General features: G+C 73.2%; 19 protein-coding genes and 1 pseudogene. 13 read left to right on the top strand and 7 right to left on the bottom strand.

What is annotated here, in order from left to right; all coding sequences use genetic code 11:
- The first annotated feature begins 82 nt into the window (after positions 1-82).
- From ABTW95_RS16475 to ABTW95_RS16465, 3 genes are all read left to right on the top strand, one after another.
- Positions 83-907, top strand: coding sequence for a helix-turn-helix transcriptional regulator (locus tag ABTW95_RS16475; protein WP_396447949.1), 825 nt, complete (start codon positions 83-85; stop codon positions 905-907).
- A gap of 388 nt (positions 908-1,295) precedes the next feature.
- Positions 1,296-1,925, top strand: coding sequence for a TetR/AcrR family transcriptional regulator (locus tag ABTW95_RS16470; RefSeq protein WP_396447948.1), 630 nt, complete (start codon positions 1,296-1,298; stop codon positions 1,923-1,925).
- A gap of 109 nt (positions 1,926-2,034) precedes the next feature.
- Positions 2,035-2,871 (top strand): polysaccharide deacetylase family protein, encoded by an 837-nt coding sequence (locus ABTW95_RS16465; protein WP_500226678.1) that lies wholly within the window; start codon positions 2,035-2,037, stop codon positions 2,869-2,871.
- Positions 2,872-2,923: 52 nt separating this feature from the next.
- On the opposite strand, the gene ABTW95_RS16460 is transcribed toward ABTW95_RS16465, so the two are convergent.
- Entirely contained in the window at positions 2,924-3,373 is a 450-nt protein-coding gene (locus ABTW95_RS16460) for a hypothetical protein (RefSeq protein ID WP_500226677.1), read from the bottom strand.
- Between the two features lie 195 nt (positions 3,374-3,568).
- Here ABTW95_RS16460 and ABTW95_RS16455 point away from each other — a divergent pair, with 195 nt between their 5' ends.
- From ABTW95_RS16455 to ABTW95_RS16445, 3 genes are all read left to right on the top strand, one after another.
- The gene (locus tag ABTW95_RS16455) at positions 3,569-4,882 is read left to right on the top strand and encodes a sensor histidine kinase (RefSeq protein ID WP_500226676.1); all 1,314 of its coding nucleotides are present in this window, start codon (positions 3,569-3,571) and stop codon (positions 4,880-4,882) included.
- Positions 4,846-5,496 (top strand): LuxR C-terminal-related transcriptional regulator, encoded by a 651-nt coding sequence (locus tag ABTW95_RS16450; protein ID WP_396447944.1) that lies wholly within the window; start codon positions 4,846-4,848, stop codon positions 5,494-5,496. Before ABTW95_RS16455 ends, ABTW95_RS16450 begins: the two co-directional genes overlap by 37 nt.
- Before the next feature lie 107 nt (positions 5,497-5,603).
- Positions 5,604-6,518 (top strand): hypothetical protein, encoded by a 915-nt coding sequence (locus ABTW95_RS16445; RefSeq protein ID WP_396447943.1) that lies wholly within the window; start codon positions 5,604-5,606, stop codon positions 6,516-6,518.
- Here the strand turns inward: ABTW95_RS16445 and ABTW95_RS16440 are convergent.
- Positions 6,493-7,272 carry an enoyl-CoA hydratase/isomerase family protein gene (locus ABTW95_RS16440; RefSeq protein WP_396447942.1) on the bottom strand — a complete coding sequence of 260 codons (780 nt, stop codon included), beginning with the start codon at positions 7,270-7,272 and terminating at the stop codon, positions 6,493-6,495. The two genes, ABTW95_RS16445 and ABTW95_RS16440, sit on opposite strands and share 26 nt — an antisense overlap.
- A gap of 598 nt (positions 7,273-7,870) precedes the next feature.
- Here ABTW95_RS16440 and rho point away from each other — a divergent pair.
- Positions 7,871-9,043, top strand: a pseudogene (rho, locus tag ABTW95_RS16435) (transcription termination factor Rho); the annotation flags it as partial.
- Positions 9,044-9,064: 21 nt separating this feature from the next.
- On the opposite strand, the gene ABTW95_RS16430 reads toward rho, so the two are convergent.
- Positions 9,065-10,636 carry a serine/threonine-protein kinase gene (locus ABTW95_RS16430; protein WP_396447941.1) on the bottom strand — a complete coding sequence of 524 codons (1,572 nt, stop codon included), beginning with the start codon at positions 10,634-10,636 and terminating at the stop codon, positions 9,065-9,067.
- A gap of 148 nt (positions 10,637-10,784) precedes the next feature.
- Positions 10,785-12,374: an acyl-CoA synthetase gene (locus ABTW95_RS16425; RefSeq protein ID WP_500226675.1), complete on the bottom strand. Its 1,590-nt coding sequence runs from the start codon at positions 12,372-12,374 to the stop codon at positions 10,785-10,787.
- 220 nt (positions 12,375-12,594) lie between these two features.
- Here ABTW95_RS16425 and sigE point away from each other — a divergent pair, with 220 nt between their 5' ends.
- Genes sigE through ABTW95_RS16410 form a run of 3 tightly spaced genes read left to right on the top strand, consistent with a single transcriptional unit; the run spans position 12,595 to position 14,898 of the window.
- Positions 12,595-13,122 carry an RNA polymerase sigma factor SigE gene (sigE, locus tag ABTW95_RS16420; protein ID WP_500226730.1) on the top strand — a complete coding sequence of 176 codons (528 nt, stop codon included), beginning with the start codon at positions 12,595-12,597 and terminating at the stop codon, positions 13,120-13,122.
- A 48-nt stretch (positions 13,123-13,170) separates the two neighbouring features.
- Positions 13,171-13,974, top strand: a complete 804-nt coding sequence (locus ABTW95_RS16415) for an alpha/beta fold hydrolase (protein WP_500226674.1) — start codon at positions 13,171-13,173, stop codon at positions 13,972-13,974.
- Between the two features lie 36 nt (positions 13,975-14,010).
- Positions 14,011-14,898 (top strand): phytanoyl-CoA dioxygenase family protein, encoded by an 888-nt coding sequence (locus ABTW95_RS16410; protein WP_396447938.1) that lies wholly within the window; start codon positions 14,011-14,013, stop codon positions 14,896-14,898.
- Between the two features lie 15 nt (positions 14,899-14,913).
- Here the strand turns inward: ABTW95_RS16410 and ABTW95_RS16405 are convergent, their stop codons facing one another.
- Entirely contained in the window at positions 14,914-15,384 is a 471-nt protein-coding gene (locus tag ABTW95_RS16405) for a hypothetical protein (RefSeq protein WP_396447937.1), read from the bottom strand.
- A 71-nt stretch (positions 15,385-15,455) separates the two neighbouring features.
- Positions 15,456-16,274 (bottom strand): dienelactone hydrolase family protein, encoded by an 819-nt coding sequence (locus tag ABTW95_RS16400; protein ID WP_500226673.1) that lies wholly within the window; start codon positions 16,272-16,274, stop codon positions 15,456-15,458.
- Positions 16,275-16,347: 73 nt separating this feature from the next.
- Between ABTW95_RS16400 and ABTW95_RS16395 the strand changes: the two genes are divergently transcribed.
- Together ABTW95_RS16395 and ABTW95_RS16390 are read left to right on the top strand one after the other, a co-directional pair.
- Positions 16,348-17,319 (top strand): GlxA family transcriptional regulator, encoded by a 972-nt coding sequence (locus ABTW95_RS16395; protein WP_396447935.1) that lies wholly within the window; start codon positions 16,348-16,350, stop codon positions 17,317-17,319.
- 135 nt (positions 17,320-17,454) lie between these two features.
- Positions 17,455-18,003: a YceI family protein gene (locus ABTW95_RS16390; RefSeq protein ID WP_396447934.1), complete on the top strand. Its 549-nt coding sequence runs from the start codon at positions 17,455-17,457 to the stop codon at positions 18,001-18,003.
- Positions 18,004-18,064: 61 nt separating this feature from the next.
- Here the strand turns inward: ABTW95_RS16390 and ABTW95_RS16385 are convergent, their stop codons facing one another.
- Positions 18,065-19,432, bottom strand: a complete 1,368-nt coding sequence (locus ABTW95_RS16385; protein ID WP_500226672.1) for a sensor histidine kinase — start codon at positions 19,430-19,432, stop codon at positions 18,065-18,067.
- Positions 19,433-19,642: 210 nt separating this feature from the next.
- On the opposite strand from ABTW95_RS16385, the gene ABTW95_RS16380 reads away from it, so the two are divergent.
- Positions 19,643-21,043 carry a glutamate-cysteine ligase family protein gene (locus ABTW95_RS16380; RefSeq protein WP_396447932.1) on the top strand — a complete coding sequence of 467 codons (1,401 nt, stop codon included), beginning with the start codon at positions 19,643-19,645 and terminating at the stop codon, positions 21,041-21,043.
- Positions 21,044-21,140 lie beyond the last annotated feature (97 nt).

Below are 21,140 nucleotides of genomic sequence, written 5' to 3'. Positions count from 1 at the left end.
GACCTTTCGTGACGGCGCGTGGCAGGGCATGCTCGGGAGCATGGATGCGCCTGCACTGGGAGGCACGGGGAGTCGCCCCGGAATGACGCGCGACGACGCGGGAGCCGTCCGGGCCGCGGTGCTGACCCTGCACCGCACGACCGGCCTGCCCATGGTGTTCGGCGGCGCGCTGAGCGGCCAGGACAGGCTGCGCATCACCGAGCTCGTCGGGAACACGACCGACTCGCTGGACGGCCTCGTCGTGCGGCAGGGCAACGGGCTCGGCGGCAAGGCGATGGCGCTGGGACGGCCCCTCTGGGTCAGTAACTATCCGTGCGCGGCGTCGATCAGCCACGACTACGACAAGCCCGTCGGGCGCGAGGGCCTGCTGTCGATCGTCGCGGTCCCGGTCGTCGTCCGCCGCCGCGTCCGCGGGGTCATCTACGGCGCGCTGCGCGAGCCGCTGGGCCTCGCCGACCGGGTCGTGGGCGCGGCCGTCCAGGTGGCCCGCGACCTCGAACAGGACCTCGCCGTCCGCGACCGGGCCGACGACGCGCTGGCCCGCGCCGAGCCCTGCACGTCCACGGCGCGCTGGGAGGAGGTGCGGGCCGTCCACGCGGAGCTGCGGGCGCTGGCCGAGCAGGTCGACGACCTGCCGACCCGCGACCGGCTGCGCCGGGCGTCGCTGCGCCTCGCCGCCGCCGGGCTGGACGAGTCGCGCACCGCGCCGCGCCCGGTGCTGTCGCCGCGCGAGCTGGACGTCCTGTCGTACGTGGCGATCGGCTGCACGAACGCGGAGGCCGCCGAGCGCCTCGGCCTGCTGCCCGAGACGGTGAAGAGCTACCTCCGCTCCGCGATGCGGAAGCTGGACAGCCACACCCGGCTGGAGGCGGTGACCGCCGCCCGCCGCGCCGGCCTGCTCCCCTGACGCCCGCGCCGCCCGGGACTGGGGGGAGGCCATGGGTCGACCCCGGCGACCGCCGATGGGTTGCGGGGGGAGCCGGGAAGGCGGGTGGGGACCGCGGGGCCGCGCGGTGTTCCCTTGCGATCGGGGTTCGTCGATCGGGCCCGGCGACGGGGTCAGCGCCGCGCCGTGGACGTCGTCCAGTGCAGATCGGCCCCCGCGGCGCACTGCCTGGACGGAACGTTCACCAACGCCGGCTGCGCCGGGCCGTGATCGCACGGCCGTCCCACCTGTACCGGCAGGGACGTCCGGCCCCCGATTGCACACAGAACCGTAACACTACGGCGAACACGGTTGTTCGCAGTAAAGGGATTTTCCTCGGAAAACCCGAACTCGTTGGTAGCTTGTGCGGGTGGAGTCCGACGGCCCGACCCCGCTGCCGCGCGGACGCCATCACCTGACCCGCGAGCAGGTGTCGGCGTCCCAGCGGGAACGGCTGCTGCGGGGCATGACCCAGGCGGTCGGCGAGAAGGGGTACGCCGAGACGACGGTCGCGGACGTGCTGAAGCGGGCGCACGTGTCGCGGGAGACCTTCTACCAGCACTTCGCCGACAAGCAGGCGTGCTTCCTCGCGGCGTACGAGGCGGCCGCGACCCGGATCATGGGCGTCGTCGACGACGCGCTGGCGGCCGGCGGCGGCCCGGTGATGCAGCGGCTCGAACGGGCGCTGCGCGCCTACCTGCGGGAACTGGCCGCCGACACCGGGGCCGCCCGCACGTTCCTGCTGGAGATCTACGCGGCGGGCCCGGCCGCGGCGGCGCTGCGGTACCGGATGCAGCGCGGCTTCATGGAGATCATCGACGCGCTGCTGACCGAGGACGAGCGGTTCCGCGCGCTCCCCGATCCGCAGTTCGCCTGCCGGATGCTCGTCGGCGGCGTCGCGTCCCTCGTCACCGGCAAGGTCGCGATGGGCGAGACCGCCGGGCTGCCGAAGCTGTGCGCCCCGATCCTGGCGCACGTGAGCGCGCTGCTCGAACGCTAGAGGCGGTCACGCGGGCGCGGGCGCGCCGCGCTCATCCGCCGCCCAATAGGCCCGATTGTGATGCCATAGCGCACTCCTACCCGGTTAAAACCTCGATAGCGTGGGACTTGTGGAGGTTGATGAGTCAGGTGGGACATCCCGCCGCAAAGCACTCTGGCTGCTCGGCGCGGCCGCCGGACTCACCGCGCTCGGCGCGGACGCCGCACGCTCCCCGGGCGGTTCCCCGGCCGCGGCCTCGCCCGCGGCGACGCCCCGCGCGAGACCGGTGATCCATCCGACGCCGACCCCGACGCCGACCCCCACCCCGCGGCCCGCGTCCTGGACGCCCGGCAAGCTCGCGGCCCTCGACAAGCCCGTCCGCGAACTCTCCGACCTGGCGCCGCCCGCGCCCCCGAAGTCGATCGCCCTCACGATCGACGACGGCCCCAGCCCCACCTGGACCCCGAGGATGCTCGACCTCCTGGCCGAGCACGAGGTCCGCGCGACCTTCTTCATCATCGGCGAGCAGGTGAAGGAGCACCCGGGCCTCACCCGCCGCATCGCCGACGCCGGCCACCAGATCTGCAACCACACCGAGACCCACCCGATCACCATCGCGAACCTGTCGAAGAAGCGCGTCCGCAAGGAGATCGTCGAGGCCCGCGACCGGATCGCGGACGTCACCGGCGTCGTCCCCCAGTTCTTCCGCTCCCCCGGCGGCGCGTGGTCGAAGACGGTGCTCGACCTCGTCGCCGAGCACGGCATGCTCCCCGTCGACTGGGCCGTGGACCCCCGCGACTGGGCCCGCCCCGGCGTCGGCCACATCCGCCGCGCCCTCCTGAAGGGCAAGGAGAACAGCATCCTCCTCTGCCACGACGGCGGCGGCGACCGCAGCCAGACCATCAAGGCTCTGAAGACCGTCATCCCGAAACTGAAGAAGCGCGGCCTCACCTTCGTCGCGCTGTAGAGGCTCCGCGGCCGCCCGTCGGCGGGGGCCGCGGAGCCTATCTCGTTCGCGGTCAGCGGGTGACGCGCAGGTTGGCGTCCTCCGCCTTCTCCACCGCGTCCCGGATCGCCGGTAGCGGCTCGCCGGACTCCCGCAACGTGAACTGGACGATGACGTGGCGCCCGTCCTTCGACACCAGGTCCGGGCGCATGTCCGTGATCGCGCCGGTGGCCCGGACGTTCGCCCGGACGTCCGCCACCGCCCGCCTCATCTCGGGCGAGTCCGCGGCGGCGCCCCAGAGGAGCACGGTCTCGTGGTCGGGGTCGTCGACGCCGGCCTCGGCGATGATCTGCTCGGCCCGCGCCGACTGCCCGGTGCCCTGCTCGTGGTCGGCCATCGTCACCTGGCCTGCCGCGCCGCCGAGCACCGTGGCCAGGACGACGAACAGCAGCCAGCCGAGGATGGCCGCCGTACGGTGCCGCGCGCTCCAGCCGCCGAGCGTCGCCGCGATGTTTCGTTTCATGGGGTCCCCTGGTCGAAGTGGTCTGCGGGGTGACACCCAACGACGCTAGGAAGCGCGCACCCGGGCCGACATGGCTCTAACCGGCGTCCCGGGGTGGACATAGGTACACCCCCTCTCGGGTTGCGGGCACACTGTGGACGTGAGGGCGCGCCAGAAGACTGGACTCCGGATGGCAGGCAGACCACGGAGGATCCGGTGAGCGGTGGATTGGTGAAAGAGGCACGCTGGCTGCGCCACGCGAAGGCGCCCTGGCGCGGGCTGGCGCTGTGGCTGCTGGCCTTCCCGGCGACGCTCGTCGGGCTGTGGTTCATCACGGTCGTCTCGATGATCACGAGCTTCATCGGGGTGCTGCTGTTCCCGTCCGCGGTGATGCTGCTGCGCACGCAGCTGGACGCGTACCGGGAGCGCATCAACAAGTGGACGGACGCGAACATCCAGCGGCCGTACCTGCCCGAGCCGGAGGACGAGCCCGGCCTGCACGGCATGTTCAAGCGGTTCATCGCGCTGATCTCGGACCCGGCCACCTGGCGGGACTACCTGTGGGTCGTCGCCGACCCCTTCGTCGCGCTGTTCACGGCGGCGCTGCCCGCGATGCTGATCCTTTACGGGGTCTGGGGCTACCTGCTGGCCGCGTTCGCCGGCGACCTGATCGGCCAATACGGCGGCAGCGACTGGTACACGTACATCCACGTCACGCGCGGGTACGGCCGGGACTCCGGGCGCGTCCTGTCCACCGTGGTCGTCGCGACCGCCTGCATCGTGATCGGGTACGCGATCGGGCCGAAGATGATGTCCGCCTACGGGCGCTGGGGCCGCGCGATCCTCGGGCCGACGAAGAAGTCGCAGCTCGCGCTGCGCGTCCGGCACCTGACCGAGACCCGGTCGGAGGCCGTGGACGCGTCCGCCGCGGAGCTGCGCCGCATCGAGCGCGACCTGCACGACGGCGCGCAGGCCCGGCTCGTCGCGATGGGCATGACGCTCGGCGCGATCGAGCACCTGCTCGACAAGGACCCGGAGAAGGCGCGGCTGCTGCTCGCCGAGACCCGCGCGACGTCGGCGAAGGCGCTGCACGAGCTGCGCGACCTGGTCCGCGGCATCCACCCGCCGGTGCTCGCCGACCGGGGGCTCGGCGACGCGGTGAAGGCGCTCGCCCTCGACAACCCGATGCGCGTCGAGGTCAGCGGGGAGCTGCCGGGGCGGGCCGAGCCGCCGGTCGAGTCCGCCGCGTACTTCGCGGTGTCGGAGATCCTCACCAACGCCGCGAAGCACTCCGGCGCGTCCCGCGTCTGGATCGACCTGCGGTACGAGGACGGCATGCTGCGCGTCACGGTCACCGACGACGGGCGCGGCGGCGCCACCCTGGACGGCGGAACGGGCCTGCGCGGCATCGAGCGGCGAATCGGTACATTCGACGGCGTCCTCGCCCTCAGCTCGCCCCCGGGCGGCCCGACGATCGTGACGCTGGAGCTGCCGTGCGCGTTGTCCTCGCCGAAGACCTCGCCCTCCTGAGGGAGGGCCTGGTCAGCCTGCTGGAGTCGCACGACTTCGAGATCGCGGCGGCCGTCGACAACGGCCCCTCGCTGCTGAAGGCGCTGCTCGACCACCGCCCGGACGTGGCGGTGGTCGACGTGCGCCTGCCGCCGTCGTTCACCGACGAGGGGCTGCAGGCGGCGCTGGAGGCGCGCCGCCGGGTTCCGGGCCTGCCGGTCCTGGTGCTGTCGCAGTACGTGGAGCAGCTCTACGCCCGCGAGCTGCTCGCGGACGGCACCGGGGCGATCGGCTACCTGCTGAAGGACCGGGTGTTCGACGCGGCCCAGTTCGTGGACGCGGTCCGCCGGGTCGCGGCGGGCGGCACCGCGATGGACCCGGAGGTCATCTCGCGGCTCGTCGCGAGCAACACCCGGGACACCCCGCTGAGCCGGCTCACCCCGCGTGAGACGGAGGTCCTGGAGCTGATGGCGCAGGGGCGGTCCAACGCGGCGATCGCCGAGCGGCTCGTCGTCACCGAGCGGGCCGTCACCAAGCACACCGCCAACATCTTCGCCAAGCTCGACCTGCCCGTGACCGGCGACGACAACCGCCGCGTCCTGGCCGTGCTCGCCTACCTCAACGGCCGGCGCTAGCTCCCGCCGCGCCGGAACCGTCCGGGTGATCTTCGCGGCCGCCGCGGGCCGTACCGGGCGGTACCGGTGGCATAGTGTGCTCCGCGAGACGGCCCGGGGAGGGCGCGATGACGGTGGTTCTGGTGTTGCTGTGCCTGGCGATCGCCGGCCGGGAGCTGTACCTGGCGTTCGAGCGCCGCCGCTCCCCGGGCGCGCCGGAGATCGCCGACATCCGCGCCCGGCTCCGCGAGCTCACCGGCACCCGGGACGAGCTGGAGGGCTTCCGCGCGGCGCAGCGGGAGCGGCTCGACCGGCTCGCCGCCGAGCAGGAGCGCGACCGGGAGGCCCTCGCCGCCGCCGGCGCGCGGATCGGGTCGCTGGTCGCGCAGATCAACGAGCGGCTGCTGCCGGACGTCGGCGGGCGGCTGAAGCAGCAGCGGGAGGCGGCCGACGAGCAGCGCGCGGCCCTCGACCGGCTGGCCGCCGAGGTCGCCGCGCTGCGCGCGCACCTCGTCGGGCGGCTCGACCAGGCCGTCGCCGCGTCCCTCGGGGCCGAGCCCGCCGAGTTCGTCGCCGGGTGCCTCACCGCCGACCCGGCGGGCGCGCGGCCCGCGCTGGCCGGCCCCTACGAGCGGTTCGCCGAGCACTGCGGGCTGCGCGTCGAGCTGACCGACCGGGACCGCTACTACCTGTCCGGGCGCAGCCCGCGCGCCCTGGAGCGCGACTTCGTCGACCTCGTCGCCGCGCTGCGCGCGGGCTGCCGGGAGACCACCGGGAAGGCGCGCGGCCTGCTGGGCGCGCTGCGCGGCGCCGAACGGGGCGGCGCGCAGATCGGGCCGCTCCTCATCGTCCGGACGCCGGAGTCGCTGGTGTGCGGCGTGCTGCCGCTCGCCGAGCTGCGCGGCGCCCCCGGCGGCCTGCTCGCCGACCCGGCCGCCGCCGCGCGGCGCCTGCACCGGCTCCCGGAGGGACGGTTCTGCGCCCTGCCGGACCGGCCCGCCGTCGACGGCGCGAGCCTCAACGAGCGGGAGACGTCCAGGTGAAGGCGGGCGGGCGGCGCTCCAGGAACGCGGCGACGCCCTCCTCGGCCTCCCCGCTCGCGGCGACCTCCGCCAGCCACCTGGCCGTCCTCTCCTCGACCGGGCCGGCGGCGGCGATGGCGTCCACGATGTCCTTGGTCGCCTGCTGGGTGAGCAGCGAGCGGGACGCGAGCGTCGCGGTGAACGCGGCGACCCGGTCGCGCAGGCCGCCGGCCGGGACGACCTCGTCCAGCAGCCCGATCCGCAGCGCGTGCTCCGCGCCGACCAGGTCCGCGGAGAACAGCAGGTACTTCGCGGCGGACGGCCCGACCAGCCGGACCAGCCGGGTCGTCGCCGCGGCCGGGTAGACGATGCCGAGCTTGGCCGGGGTGATCCCGAACCGGGCGTCCGCGGCGGCGAAGCGCAGGTCGCAGGCCGCCGCGAGCTGGCAGCCGCCGCCCACGCAGTACCCCTCGATCGCGGCGAGCGTCGGCTTCGGGAACGCGGCGAGCGCCCGCTCGGCGACCGTCGACAGATGCGAGTCGTCGTCGCGGTGGATGTCGCCCAGCTCGGCGATGTCGGCGCCCGCGCAGAAGTTCCCGCCCGCGCCCGTCAGCACCGCGACGCGGACGGCGTCGTCCTTCGCCAGGTCGTCCAGGATGCCCGGCAGCGCCCGCCACATGTCCGCCGACATGGCGTTCCGCTTGGCCGGCCGGTCGATGGTGATCGTCCCGACGCCTCCGGCGACCTCGACGCCGAGCCCGGCGGCCATGCTCATTCTCGGCTCCCCTTTCCGGCTGCGACCCGGCTCATCGTACGGAGCGCGTTTCCGCCGGTCGTTCCCGGGGCATCTGAACCGAGCGGAACCCCCACCGCGTTCGCGGAGTCATAACCGGCATCGGACGGCAGCGCGCGTCGGGGGACGCGCGCCTGCGACACTCCGCCGCGCCACGTCGTCACAGGGGGATCGGCCTGCATGAACGCAATCGGCGGCAGCCGGGGAATGCACAACCCGCGTCGAGTGCTGTACTGTCGAGACATCGTCTTCGGATTTTCGCGAATCGCCTCGAAGGCGTTTCTTCCCCGCCCGGGCCATCTGAGCGCCCGGTGACTTTCCCGGCCCGGAGCGCGCACACCGCCGTCCCGGACCGCTGCACAAGGGAGCCGACGACAGCCCGGTGAACCGAGCTGCATCTTTCGCATTCCTCTCGCGTACGCGCCGCGGGTTCCGCCGCCGTACCCGGGAATCGACCCCAGGCGGCGCGGACCGCTCCGCACCCGCCTGAGAAGGGACCCGCATGTCCACTTCCACCCTCACCACCGAACGCCCCGCCACCGGCCGGCGGGCGCAGGCGCACACCGTGCCCGCGCAGAACGGCCGGAAGGGCGGCCGGCAGAGCGACCAGCAGGACGGCCGGCAGCAGGGGCGTCCCGCCGACGACGCGCCCGTCGTCCCGTTCCACGGCATCCTCGCCGTCCAGGACAAGCACGCCTTCATCCGCACCTCCGGGTACCTCCCCGGGCCGGACGACGTGCACGTCTCCCTCGCCCAGGTCAGGGCGCACCACCTGCGCCCCGGCGACGCCGTCGCGGGCACCGCGAAGGCGCCCAAGTCGAACCGGGAGAAGTTCGCCTCCCTCGCCCGCGTCGAGACCGTGAACGGCCTCCCGGCGGCGGAGGCGGCGCACCGCCCCGAGTTCGCCAAGCTGACCCCGCTGTTCCCGCACGAGCGGCTCCGCCTCGACACCGGTCCCCTCGCGACCCGCGTCATCGACCTGGTCGCGCCGATCGGCAAGGGGCAGCGCGGGCTCATCGTGTCGCCGCCCAAGGTCGGCAAGACGATGGTCCTGCAGGCCCTCGCGAACGCGATCGCGCAGAGCAACCCCGAGGTCCACCTCATGGTCGTGCTCATCGACGAGCGGCCGGAGGAGGTCACCGACCTGCAGCGGTCCGTGCGCGGCGAGGTCGTCCACTCGACGTTCGACCGCCCCGCGCAGGACCACACCGCGCTCGCCGAGCTCACCGTGGAGCGCGCCAAGCGGCTCGTCGAGCAGGGCCACGACGTGGTCATGCTGCTCGACTCGATCACCCGGCTCGGCCGCGCCTACAACCTCGCGGCGCCGTCCAGCAGCCGCATCCTCGCCGGCGGCGTCGCGACGACCGCGATCTACCCGCCGAAGAAGTTCTTCGGCGCCGCCCGCAACATCGAGAACGGCGGCTCGCTCACCATCCTCGCCACCGCCCTCGTGGAGACCGGCTCCCGCATGGACGACGTCTTCTTCGAGGAGTACAAGGGCACCGGAAACATGGAGCTGAAGCTCGACCGGGGCCTCGCCGACCGCCGCGTGTTCCCCGCCGTCGACATCGAGGCGTCCGGCACCCGCCGCGAGGAGCTGCTCATGTCCGCCGAGGAGCTCGCGCTCTCCTGGCGCCTGCGCCGCGCCCTCCAGGGGCTGGAGAAGCAGCAGGCCGTCGAGCAGCTTCTGGAGAAGATGAAGGGCACCTCCTCCAACGCCGAATTCCTCCTCCGCCTCCAGCAGACCACCTGACGCCCCTCACGCCGGTCGTCCTCAGTCGCCCTTCTCCGGCCGGAAGGATTTCAGGACCTTGTCGTAGAGGCGCTGGCCCGGCGTCCAGTCCGGGTCGGACGCGTAGAAGCAGAACTCGTACCCGGCCGCTCTGCTGCACAGGACGTGCCTGACGCCGTCCTCGCCGCCGGCGTGCCGGTCGTCCCGCCAGGTGAACTCCCATTCGGCGGCGCCCGCGACGACCTCTGGGGCGGGCTCCAGCCGCAGGCGGCGGTAGTCCGGATAGCGGTGCTCCGCGACCGCGCGGCGCTCCTCGGCGCGCAGCCCGGCCAGCGCGTCACCGGTGGCCGGGGCGATGCGCAGGCCCCGCCCGGACGACGCGTCCTTCCAGGTCATGACCGAACCCCGCCGCTCGGCCTGCCAGCCCGCCGGCACGCGCACCGAGTAGGCGCCCGCCTCGCGGTACTTCGACGTCTTGGCCGTCACGCCCGCCGCCGGGCGCAGCGCGAGCGCGTCGCTCCGGCCGATCGACGTCCAGCCGGGCCGGCTCGCCCACGTGCCGGCGCCCGCCGCGGCCACGGCGAGCGCGGCGACGCTGACGAGCGCGCGCGGCCGGACCCGCCGGTCCCGCGGCGGCCTGCGGGGACGCCGCGAACCGCGCGGCGGCGCACCGCCGGGGCCGCTGCGCAGCGTCCACGGGACGCGGGGGCCGCGGAGTGCGCGGCGCGCGGCCGGGACCCGCACCTGCTTCGGGACCGTCGCCCGCGTGATGCCCGGTTCCGGGAGGGAGCCGATGACGTCCCGCAGGAGGTCGGCGGTGGCCTCGGCCGTCAGCCGGTCCTCCGGCCGCCGGCGCAGCAGCCCCTCGATGACGGGGGTCAGCGGGCCCGCGCGCACCGGCCGCGCGTAGTCGCCGAGCAGCACGGCCATCATGGACGCGAGCGCGTGGCAGCGCAGGAACGGGGAGAAGCCCTCGACCGCCATGTAGAGCGTCGCGCCGAGCGACCACAGGTCGGACGCCTCCACGCTCGGCTGCCCGTCGATCCGCTCCGGCGGCAGGTAGGCGGGCGACCCCTCGATGCCGGCGGGCATCGTGTCGGCCAGTTCCTGGCCGTTGCTCATGTGCACGGCGAGCCCGAAGTCGCTCAGCAGGACGCGCCCGTCGTCGCAGATCAGCACGTTGCTGGGCTTGACGTCGCGGTGCAGGATGCCCGCCGCGTGCGACGCGCGGAGCACCGAGAGGACCGCCGCGCCGATCTCCGCCGTCCGCCGCACGCCGAGCGGCCCGTTCTCGGTGACGAGGCGGTTCAGCGACGACGACTCCAGGAACTCCATGACGATCCAGGGCCGGCCGTTCTCGATGATCAGGTCGTGCACGGCGACCACGCCGGGATGCCGCAGCGCGGCGGTGGCGCGCGCCTCCGCGAGCAGCCGCCGGCACATCACCCGGCGCTCGCTCTGGGTGATGCGCGGCGGCAGATGGACCTCCTTGACCGCGACGTCGCGGTCGAGCATCTCGTCGTACGCCCGCCAGACGGTGCCCATGCCGCCCCTGCCGACCACAGAGAGCAGGCGATACCGTCGCGCGAGCGGTATCAACCGATCCCCATTCATGCCGGGGATATTCGCCGGAACGCGCCCAAGACACGCCCCTTCGGCATCAATTGATTTTTGACCGCTCGGCGGCGGGAAATGCGGGCGCAGCCGTGGTATAAGCGCGCGCGGCGCATTTACCCGGCCGCGCCGGGTCCGCCGGCGGCCGCTATGCGAACACGCTGTGCGCCCACTGGTAGTCGGACTTGCCGACGGCCGTGCGCCGCACCTCGTCCACCAGCGTGATCTGCCGGGGCAGTTTGTATCCGGCGAGGCGGCCGCGGCAGTACTCGGTGAGCTGCTCCAGCGTGACGGACGCGCCGGGGCGGGGCGCGACGACGGCGGCGACGCGCTGCCCGAACCGCTCGTCCGGAAGGCCGACGACGACCGCGTCGTACACGTCGGGGTGGTCCTTCAGCGCGACCTCGACCTCCTCGGGGTAGACCTTCTCCCCGCCCGTGTTGATCACGAGGGAGCCGCGGCCGAGGAGGGTGATCGTGCCGTCCTCCTCCAGGCTCGCGAAGTCCCCGGGGATGGACCAGCGGGTGCCGTCCGCATCGGTGAAGAACGTGGACGCTGTCTTCTCGGGGTCGTTGTAGTAGCCGAGCGGGATGTGCCCGCTGCGGGCCAGCCTGCCGACCTCCCCGGGCTTCACCACGTTCAGGTCGTCGTCCAGGACGGTGATTCCCGGCTTCATCATGAACCGGGCCGTGCCCTCCTCGGCGCCGACGGACGGCCCGCACGTGCCGGTCTCGGAGGCCCCGTAGTTGTCGAGGAACATGATGTTCGGAAGGTGCTCCTGGAGCGCCTGCTTGGCGCCCTCGGTGAGCGGCGCCCCGCCCGACGCGATCGCGAGCAGCGGGGAGGTGTCGTAGCCGCCGTTAGCCAGCGCCTTCGCGACCGGCCGCGCCATCGCGTCCCCGACCAGCATCAGCACGTTCGCCTGCTCCTCGGCGAGCAGCCGCAGCGCCTTGTCGGCATCGAACGCGCGGTCGGTGTAGAGGACGACCTTGGCGCCGCCGAACAGGCTCATGAGCGCGACCCACTGGCCTGCGCCGTGCATGACGGGCGCGCAGTCGAGGACGGCCGCCTCCGGCTGGCTCGCGTTGGCGGCCAGCTCCTCGGGGCTGCCGACCGGGTCGCCGAGGATGTTCCCGCCGCCGAGCGCGCCGAAGAAGATGTCCTCGCAGCGCCACTCGACGCCCTTCGGGTACCCGGTCGTGCCGCCGGTGTACATGATGTAGCGGTCGTCGCTGGACCGTGCCGGGAAGTCGTCGCCCGGGCCGGCCGCCGCGAGCGCCTTCTCGTACTCGACCGCGCCGGGGATCTCACCCTCCGGGCCGCCGGAGGGCGCCCCGTCCTCCAGGACGACGACGTGCCGCAGCTTCGGCAGATCGCCGCGGATCTCCTGCACCTTCGCCAGCAGCGAACGCTCGCCGATCAGCGCGACGGAGTCGGAGTCGGCGAGGACGTGCCGCAGTTCGGCGGCGACGTAGCGGAAGTTCACCGGGATCGGCACGGCGCGGATCTTGAACGCGCCGAGCATCGCCTCGATCCACTCGGCCCGGTTGTAGGACAGGATCGCGACGTGCTCGCCGGGCCGCACCCCGGCCGCCGCCAGATGGTGCCCGACCCGGCTCGCCCGCTCGCTGAGCTGCCGGTACGTCCGCCGCTCGTCCCCCGCGACCAGGGCGGGACGGTCCGGCCCGGCCTCGGCCAGGATCTCGATCAGGTCGGCCAGGTTGTAGCTTCGCGCCATGCCACGTCCTCGCGGTGGTCGGGGTGGGACGGTACCGATCCTGCTCGCGCACGGCGGACGAACTCAATGCCTATTGGCATTCCGTCTAATGAGATGAGTCACACCCCACATCGCCTCATCCGGCCACTCACGGGGTCCTTACACGGCTCTTATCTGGGTACCGGCATGCTTGGCCGTAACGATTCAGTATCAGACGGGGGTAGTGGTGAGCGCAGGCGCGATGGCGTGGACCCCGCCGACGTGGGAGGAGATCGTCAGCGAGCACTCCACGAGGGTGTTCCGGCTGGCGTACCGGCTGACCGGCAACCGGCACGACGCCGAGGACCTGACGCAGGACGTCTTCATCCGGGTCTTCCGCTCGCTGTCCTCCTACAGCCCCGGCACGTTCGAGGGCTGGCTGCACCGGATCACCACGAACCTGTTCCTCGACCGGGCCCGCCGCAAGCAGCGCATCCGGTTCGACTCCCTCGGCGACGAGGCCGCCGAGCGCCTGCAGGGCCGCGAGCCGACGCCCGCGCAGGCGTACGACGACCGGCACCTGGACGCCGACATCCAGCGGGCGCTGGACGCGCTCGCTCCCGAGTACCGCGCCGCCGTCGTCCTGTGCGACATCGAGGGGCTCTCCTACGAGGAGATCGCCGCGTCCCTCAACGTGAAGCTCGGGACCGTCCGCTCCCGCATCCACCGGGGCCGCGCCCAGCTGCGCGCCGCCCTGGAGCACCGCCGCCCCGCCGAATGCGCGCAGTGACGAGCATCACTAGTGACCGCTAAGTAACTTCCGGCCTACTCTTCGGCCGTGGACATCGTCTTCGATCGCCGGGGCGAAGGCCCGCCCCTCGTCCTGCTGCACGGCATCGGGCACCGCCGCCAGGGCTGGGCGCCCGTCATGGACCTGCTCGCCGAGGAACGCGACGTGATCGCGGTCGACCTCCCCGGTTTCGGCGACTCCCCGCCGCTCCCGCCCGGCACCCCCTACACGATCGACACCGTCATCTCCGTCCTCGCCGACTCGTTCGCCGAGCTCGGCCTGGACAGGCCGCACATCGCGGGCAACTCGCTGGGCGGCCTGTTCGCCCTCGAAGCCGCCGACCGCGGCCTCGCCAGCTCCGCGACCGGGCTGTCCCCGGCCGGCTTCTTCAACGCGGCCGAGCTGCGGTACGCCGCGTCCGTCCTGCGCGCGTCCCGCCTCGGCGCCCGCGTGCCCGACGGCGTCCTGACCCGCCTGGCCCGGTCCCCGCGCCGCCGCGCCGCGATGTTCGGCATGATCTACGGGCGCCCCGACCTGATGGACCTGGAGGCCCTCACCGGCGACGCCCGCGCGATGCGCGAGGCGCCCGGCTTCGAGCCGACCCTGCGCGCGGGCCGCACCACCCGCTTCCTCGGCTCGTGCGCGGACGTCCCCGTCACGATCGCCTGGGGTACGAAGGACCGCCTGCTCCTGCGCAGCCAGGCCATCCGCGCGCAGCGCCGGCTGCCGAACGCCCGGTTCGTCTGGCTGGAGGGCTGCGGCCACGTCCCCATGGCCGACGACCCGGCCCTGGTCGCCCGGACGCTGCTGGACGGCAGCGCCCACCCCCTCAAAACCCGGGCCGCCACCTGATCGACGCCGCCGGGACGCCGGGTTAGCATCCGGATCATGGGCTCTGGCTATCGGATTCTCAGCGAAGACCAGGTAGAGCATTTCCTCGACCGGGGATTCGTCGTCATCAGGGACTGCTTCACCCCGGAGGCCGCCGAAGAGTACACCGGAACCATCTGGACCCGGCTCGGGTACGACCCTGACGACAGGTCGACCTGGGCGGAGCCCGCGATCCATTTGCCCGTCCATCGGGAAGTGGACATCAAGGAGTTCGCGCCCAAGGCGTGGGACGCCGTCTGCGACCTCGTGGGCGGCGAAGACCGGATCGAGCAGCCGTACAACTGGGGCGACGGCTTCGTGGTCAACCTGTCGAAGGGGTCGGAGCTGCCCTGGTCGCCGCCGACGGCCCAGTCGCCCGAATGGCACAAGGACGGCGACTTCTTCCGGCACTTCCTCGACTCGCCCGAGCAGGGCCTGCTCACGCTCGTCCTCTGGTCGGACGTCCGCCACCAGGGCGGGGCGACGTTCGTCGCCGCCGACTCGGTCGGGCCCGTCGCCCGCTTCCTCGCCGAGCACCCGGAAGGCGTCCTGCCCGACGAGTTCCCGTACCCCGACCTGGTCGGCCAGTGCTCCGACTTCGTGGAGGCCACCGGCCGCACCGGGGACGTCTACCTGCTGCACCCGTACATCCTGCACGCCAAGGCCCAGAACCTGCTCCGCCTGCCGCGCTTCATCACCAACCCCCCGGTGACCCTGGCGGAGCCGATGAGATTCGACCGGCCGGACCCGTCCCCGGTGGAGCAGGCGGTCCTTCGCGGCCTGGGCGTCGACCGCTACGAGTTCACCCCGGCCGCCCCGCGGGAAGAGGTGGTCCCCGAACGCGTCCTCCGCCAGGCCCGCATGAAGGCCGAGGAGGAGGCCCGTCTCGCCGCCCGGTCCGGCTGACCGGCGCGGCGGCGGTCAGGCGGCCTGGATCGTCCCCAGGACGAGCACGGCGAGGCTGAGGAGGCCGATCGAGGCGCGCAGCAGGCCGGCGCTGCGCGCTCCGCGCCGCACGCGGGCCGCGAGCGGCGCGTCGCCGGGGCGGGCCAGGGCGTCGCGGCGGAGCCGGGTCATGCGGCGCGCCTGCAGGACGCCGAAGGCGAGCGCGGCGACGAGGGCGGCGGCCAGCACGGCGGTCGCGGTGAGCGTGCCGTCCCAGGGCCGGCCGGCGGCCAGGGCCGCGCCGCTGCCGAGGGCCAGCGCCAGCGCGGTGGTCCCGACGATCAGGTAGCTGCGGCCCAGCGCGCGGAAGAACGCGACGCGGGCGGACGGGTCGAGGGTCCGGACGGTGACGCGGGCGACCACGGCGATGGCGACGAACCCGCCGACCCACACGGACGCGGCGATGAGGAGGACGCAGGCGAGGGCGACCTCGACTCCATGGGGCATTTGCACCACTCGTCTTCTCAGGGTGGGGATGGTCGCCTCTTTTTTTACAAGATTGACTGTGTAAATACAAGTCACCGCTGTGCGCTACCCCCGCGCAGGCGGTCGGTCAGGAAGGCGAGGATCTCGTCCCTGGCCCGCAGCGTGGGGTGCCCGTCCTCGTCGACGAGGTGGGCGGTGACGACGCTGTGCGGGGTCCCGACCACGTCGCGGAAGAACGGCGGCGGGTCGGCGTTGGCGGCGCCGCCAGGCAGGACGCGGCCGTCGAACGCGTCGCCGAGGAGGTCCCGGTAGGCGGCGAAGCGCTGCCCGGTGCACCAGCGGTCGCCGTCGAAGCGGTAGGCGAGGACCGTCAGCCCGTCGCGCGCCACGCGGTCCCGGATCGCGCGCGCGTCGGCGTCGCCGAGTTCGAGCGCGGCGGGGTCGTCCAGCGGCAGCGACGGGTGGTTCACGACCGGCGCGATGACGGCCGGTTCGAGCGTCATGGCGAGCGCGAAGTTGCCGGTGAAGCACAGCCCGATCGCGCCGACCCCCGGGCCGCCGCACTCGGCGTGGGCCTGGCGGGCGAGCCCGCGCAGCCACGCGGTGACGGGGCTGGTGCCGCCCCCGGCGAACGCCCGGAACTCGGCGCTGACGCACGCGCGGCGGACGACCCGCTCGCCGTCCTCCGCCGTGGGATACGCCCCGTCCCTCCCGAAGAGCGAGGGGACGAGGACGGTGAAGCCCGCGTCGCGCACCCAGCGCGCCAGGCGGAGGACGTCGGGGCTGATGCCGGGCATCTCCGGCATCAGCACGACGGCGGGGCCGGAGCCCGCGGTGTAGACCGCCTTCCGCACGCCGTCCACGTCCACGAGCCGGCGGGAGAAGTCGGTGATCGGGTCGTCGGTGCTCATGAGCGCCAGCATCGGCCGCGGGCGCGCACGTCGGGATAGGCCAGATCGCCATGTTCAGGGGTAATCTCGCCACATGAGCGCCCTGCGGGTCGGTGTCCTGGCCTATCCGGGCTGCTTCGCGTCCGAGGTGTTCGGCGTCCCCGACCTGCTGACGATGGCGGCGCACGTCGCCGGGCCGGAGCACGACGGGTACGAGGCGGCGGTCCTCTCGCCCCGCCGCCGGGTCGCCGCGTCCGGCGGCGCGGTGCTGGCCGCCGCCCCGCTGCGCGAGGTCGACGTGCTGGTCGTGCCGGGGTTCGCGCTCGTGCCGGGCGCCGACGTGGACGCGGAGCTGGCGCCCCTCGGCCCCGAGATCGCGGCGATCCGCGCGCACGCGGCCGCGGGCGGCGCCGTCGTCTCGATCTGCGTCGGCGCGTTCCTGCTCGCCGAGGCCGGCCTGCTCGCCCGCCGCCGCGCAACGACGGCCTGGCTCCTCGCGGACGAGCTGGCCCGGCGCTGCCCGGAGGCCGACGTCCGGGCCGAGTCCCTCGTCGTCACCGACCGGGGGGTGACGACCACGGCGGCGTTCAGCGCCATGTACGACTTCGCGCTGGAGCTGATCCGCCGGCACAGCGGCCCCGGCGTGGCCCGGACGACCGCGCGCGTCGCGCTCGTGGACGACGCGAGGTCGTCCCAGGCCCCCTACGTCGACCCGCGGCTCCTCCCGCAGCCCGGAGACGCGTTCTCCCGCAGGGTGATGCGGCGGCTCGACCAGAACCTCGGCGCCCGGTACGACCTGGCCGCCCTGGCGGCGGAGTTCGGCGTCAGCACCCGTACGCTGCTGCGGCGGTTCGCCGCGGAGACCGGCCGGAGCCCGCTGGAGCACCTGCAGGCGTCGCGCGTCCGCCGCGCCCGCCACCTGCTGGAGACCACGGACCGGACGGTCGCCGCCGTCGCCGCCGCGGTCGGCTACCGGGACCCGGGCACCTTCGCCGCGCTCTTCGCCCGGCACACCGGGCGGCGCCCGGCGGCCTACCGGACGGCCTTCCGGCGCGGCTCCGGCTGAGCCGGCGGCCCGGCGCGCCCCGCCGGGAAACCGTTCCGGCGCCCGCGGAACAATCCGGGATTGACAAGTGTTTGAACCCTCAACTAACCTACGACAGGTCGTTGAAGTTTCAAGCAACTATAGCGGGAGTCATCCATGAGCATCGCCGCCGTCGCCCCCGAGCTGACCGCCGGAACCTGGAACATCGACCCGAACCACTCCGAGGTCGCCTTCGTGATCCGGCACCTGATGACCAAGGTGCGCGGCACGTTCACCGAGTTCACCGGGGCCGTGCAGATCGCCGAGGAGCTGGCGGAGTCGACCGCGACGGCCGAGATCCAGGTCGCATCGATCGACACCCGCAACCCCGAGCGGGACGCGCACGTGCGCACCTCCGACGTCCTCGACGCCGAGAAGTACCCGACCATGACCTTCGCCACCAAGGGCGTGCGCGTCGAGGACGGCGAGTACCTCCTGGACGGCGAGCTGACGATCAAGGACGTCACCCGTCCGATCACGCTCACGGTCGAGTTCAACGGTGTCGGCGAGGACCCCTGGGGTGGGACGCGCGCCGGGTTCTCCGCCGCCACCACCATCAACCGCAAGGACTGGGGCGTCGAGTTCAACGTCCCGCTGAAGGGCGAGAAGGCCCTGCTCAGCGACAAGGTCGACATCCAGCTGGAGATCCAGGCCGTCCGCGCCTGAGCGACCGCGCAAAGTCTTCGCCAAGAAGGGCCGCCCGAAACCGGGCGGCCCTTCCGCGTCTTCAGGCGCGGTCGTCCGGTTTCGCGCGGGCCAGCGGGAGGCGGAGGACGAACCGGGCGCCGGACGGGGCGTCCTCGACCCGGAGCGTCCCGCCGTGGGCCCGCGCGATCTCGCGGGCGATGGCGAGGCCGAGGCCGGTGCCGCCGGCGTCCCGGCTGCGGGCGGTGTCGAGGCGGGTGAACCGCTCGAAGACGCGCTCCCGGTCGGCGGACGGGATGCCGGGGCCGTCGTCGGCGACGGTGAGCAGCGCCTGGCCGTCCAGCCGGGCCGCCCCCACCGTGACGGTGGAGCCGGCGTAGCGCTCGGCGTTGTCCAGCAGGTTGCCGAGCAGCCGGACGAGCTGCATCCGCACCCCGCGGACCGGCACCTCCGGCGCCAGCTCCGTGACGATCCGCACGGCGCCCGCGCGGCGGCGGACCTCCGCGCCGGCCAGCTCGGCCAGGTCGATCGGCTCATGCACCGCCGTCCCGCCGGTGCCGATGCGGGCGAGCAGCAGCAGGTCGGTGACGATCGACTCCAGCCTGTCGGTGTCGCGCAGCGCCGACCGGACGACCTCCCGGAGGTCGTTGTCCTCGGGGTGCGCGGCGGCGTCCTCCAGGTTCGCGCGCAGGCCGGCGAGCGGGCTGCGCAGCTCGTGCGAGGCGTCCGAGGCGAACTGCCGCTGCCGCCCCACCGCCCGTTCCAGCCGGTCGAGCGTCGCGTTCGCGGTGCGGGCGAGCTGCGCGATCTCGTCCTGGCCGGGCGGCTCGGGGACGCGGCGGCTCAGGTCGGTGGCGCTGATCTCGGCCAGTTGCGCGCGGATCGCCTCGACCGGGCCGAGGGTGCGGCCGACGACCCGCCAGGTGACCCACGCGGCGGTCCCGGCGAGCAGCAGGACGCCGGCCGCGAGCACCCCCTCCAGCAACCCGTTCACCAGATAGGACGGCAGCCGCTCCGACGCGTACACCACGACGGAGTCGGCCGCGGTGCTGACCCGGATGGCCTCGACGACATAGCAGTCGCGGCCCGGCCAGGAGCCGTGGCACTCGGTGAAGTCGCGGACGCGCAGGTTGCTCGACGGCCATAGTCTGCTCACCGGCGGACGTCCCGTGGCGGCGGCCGTGGCGTTCGCCACACGGCCGCCCGGTTCGACGACCTGGATCAGGATGCGGCCGCGGGTGTCGTCCGGGATCGTGCCCTCCAGCGACCCGTCGCGGACGGCGCCGCTCACCCGGCGGGCGTCGACCTGGGTCTGCCGGAGGTGATCGGCCTCGACCTCCGCGCGCAAGCCGACGTCGGCACCGGCCGCCGTGACGCCGAAGACGAGCGCCGCGATCACGGCGGCGGCGAGCGTGTCCCTGGCCCGGATGGACCGGGGGCGCATGCGCATGCTCCCTCCCGGGCACACGTTATCCGTCGCTCACTCCCGGGGAGCCCGAAAACCGATGTCGGGTTTTCACCTTCCCTCACCGGGACATCCCGTTTTATGACGGTTCCTCCGAAGCACAGGGACGGACACATGGGCAGGGACGTGGCTTCGGTCACCATCAGTGGCGAGGACCGGCGGCGGTATCGCGAGAAGGTACGCAGGTGCCTTGACGTGCTGGCCCGCATGCTGGGCGAATCCCAGTTCGATTTCGAGCGCCCCCACATCGGGCTGGAGATCGAACTCAATCTGATCGACGCGATCGGCGATCCGCTAATGCGCAATGCGGATGTCCTCAAAGCGATCGCCGACCCGGCCTGGGCAACGGAGCTCGGCCAGTTCAACCTGGAGATCAACATTCCGCCCCGCGAACTCGGCGGGGAGAGCACCGGCGAACTGGAGACGGAGGTCCGCGACCATCTGGAGCACGCCGACGGCCGCGCCCGCGAGGTCGGCGGCGGCCTCGTCATGATCGGCATCCTGCCGACGCTGCGGCGCTCCGACATCGGCGAGGAGACCCTCTCGTCCAACGCCCGCTACAAGATGCTGAACGACCAGATCTTCGCCGCGCGCGGCGAGGAGATGCGCATCGACATCGACGGACCCGAGCCGCTGCGCATGCACGCCGACACGATCATCCCCGAGGCCGCCTGCACGAGCGTCCAGTTCCACCTCCAGGTCAGCCCCGACCAGTTCGGCGCCTACTGGAACGCCGCCCAGGCCATCGCGGGCGCCCAGGTCGCCGTCGGCGCCAACTCGCCGTTCCTGTTCGGGCACCGGCTCTGGCACGAGACCCGGATCACCCTGTTCGAACAGGCCACCGACACCCGTCCCGACGAGCTGAAGACGCAGGGCGTCCGCCCCCGCGTCTGGTTCGGCGAACGCTGGATCACGTCCGTGTTCGACCTGTTCGAGGAGAACACCCGCTACTTCCCATCACTGCTGCCGCTCTGCGACGACGAGGAGCCCCGCGAGGTCCTCGACGCCGGCCGCATCCCCGAACTCGGCGAACTCACCCTCCACAACGGGACCATCTACCGCTGGAACCGCCCCATCTACGCCGTCGTGAAGGGCCGCCCCCACCTGCGCGTCGAGAACCGCGTGCTGCCCGCCGGGCCGACCGCCGCCGACGTCGTCGCCAACGGCGCCTTCTACTACGGCGTCGTCCGCATGCTCGCCGAGGCCGACCGGCCCGTCTGGACCCGCATGTCGTTCGCCACCGCCGAAGAGAACCTCCACCGCGCCGCCCGCGACGGCCTCGACGCCACCCTCTACTGGCCCGGCATGGGCGAAGTCCCCGCCGCGGAACTCGTCCTCCGCAAACTCCTGCCCCTCGCCCACGAGGGCCTCGACCGCTGGGGCGTCGACCCGGCCCGCCGCGACCGCCTCCTCGGCATCATCGAACGCCGCTGCGTCACCGGCCAGACCGGCGCCGCCTGGCAGATCGCCACCGTCGACGCCATAGAGGAGTCCTACGGCACCCCGCGCCACGACGCCCTCCGCATGATGACCCGCTCATACGCAGAACGAACACGCGACAACGTCCCAGTGCACCTGTGGCCCATAGGGCCGTGATTCCCAGGGGGGCGACCCCCTGGAACCCCCGTTAGCGACGCAGGCGATCCTCGCTCCTTTGTTGCGGTCTGTCGTGCCTGTGACGGGCGTGTGCGGG

This window comes from Spirillospora sp. NPDC127506 (assembly GCF_040302145.1).
Taxonomy (GTDB): Bacteria; Actinomycetota; Actinomycetes; order Streptosporangiales; family Streptosporangiaceae; genus Spirillospora.
Note: the sequence above shows the minus strand (reverse complement) of the source record. Positions and strands in the feature narration are given on the sequence as shown.

Excerpts from the sequence above, each read along its gene's own strand:
- ABTW95_RS16475 (WP_396447949.1), top strand. The coding sequence starts at position 83 with ATGACGCGCGACGACGCGGGAGCCGTCCGGGCCGCGGTGCTGACCCTG.
- ABTW95_RS16460 (WP_500226677.1), bottom strand. The coding sequence starts at position 3,373 with ATGAAACGAAACATCGCGGCGACGCTCGGCGGCTGGAGCGCGCGGCAC.
- ABTW95_RS16445 (WP_396447943.1), top strand. The coding sequence starts at position 5,604 with ATGACGGTGGTTCTGGTGTTGCTGTGCCTGGCGATCGCCGGCCGGGAG.
- ABTW95_RS16440 (WP_396447942.1), bottom strand. The coding sequence starts at position 7,272 with ATGAGCATGGCCGCCGGGCTCGGCGTCGAGGTCGCCGGAGGCGTCGGG.
- ABTW95_RS16430 (WP_396447941.1), bottom strand. The coding sequence starts at position 10,636 with ATGAATGGGGATCGGTTGATACCGCTCGCGCGACGGTATCGCCTGCTC.
- ABTW95_RS16425 (WP_500226675.1), bottom strand. The coding sequence starts at position 12,374 with ATGGCGCGAAGCTACAACCTGGCCGACCTGATCGAGATCCTGGCCGAG.
- sigE (WP_500226730.1), top strand. The coding sequence starts at position 12,595 with ATGGCGTGGACCCCGCCGACGTGGGAGGAGATCGTCAGCGAGCACTCC.
- ABTW95_RS16410 (WP_396447938.1), top strand. The coding sequence starts at position 14,011 with ATGGGCTCTGGCTATCGGATTCTCAGCGAAGACCAGGTAGAGCATTTC.
- ABTW95_RS16405 (WP_396447937.1), bottom strand. The coding sequence starts at position 15,384 with ATGCCCCATGGAGTCGAGGTCGCCCTCGCCTGCGTCCTCCTCATCGCC.
- ABTW95_RS16400 (WP_500226673.1), bottom strand. The coding sequence starts at position 16,274 with ATGAGCACCGACGACCCGATCACCGACTTCTCCCGCCGGCTCGTGGAC.
- ABTW95_RS16395 (WP_396447935.1), top strand. The coding sequence starts at position 16,348 with ATGAGCGCCCTGCGGGTCGGTGTCCTGGCCTATCCGGGCTGCTTCGCG.
- ABTW95_RS16390 (WP_396447934.1), top strand. The coding sequence starts at position 17,455 with ATGAGCATCGCCGCCGTCGCCCCCGAGCTGACCGCCGGAACCTGGAAC.
- ABTW95_RS16385 (WP_500226672.1), bottom strand. The coding sequence starts at position 19,432 with ATGCGCATGCGCCCCCGGTCCATCCGGGCCAGGGACACGCTCGCCGCC.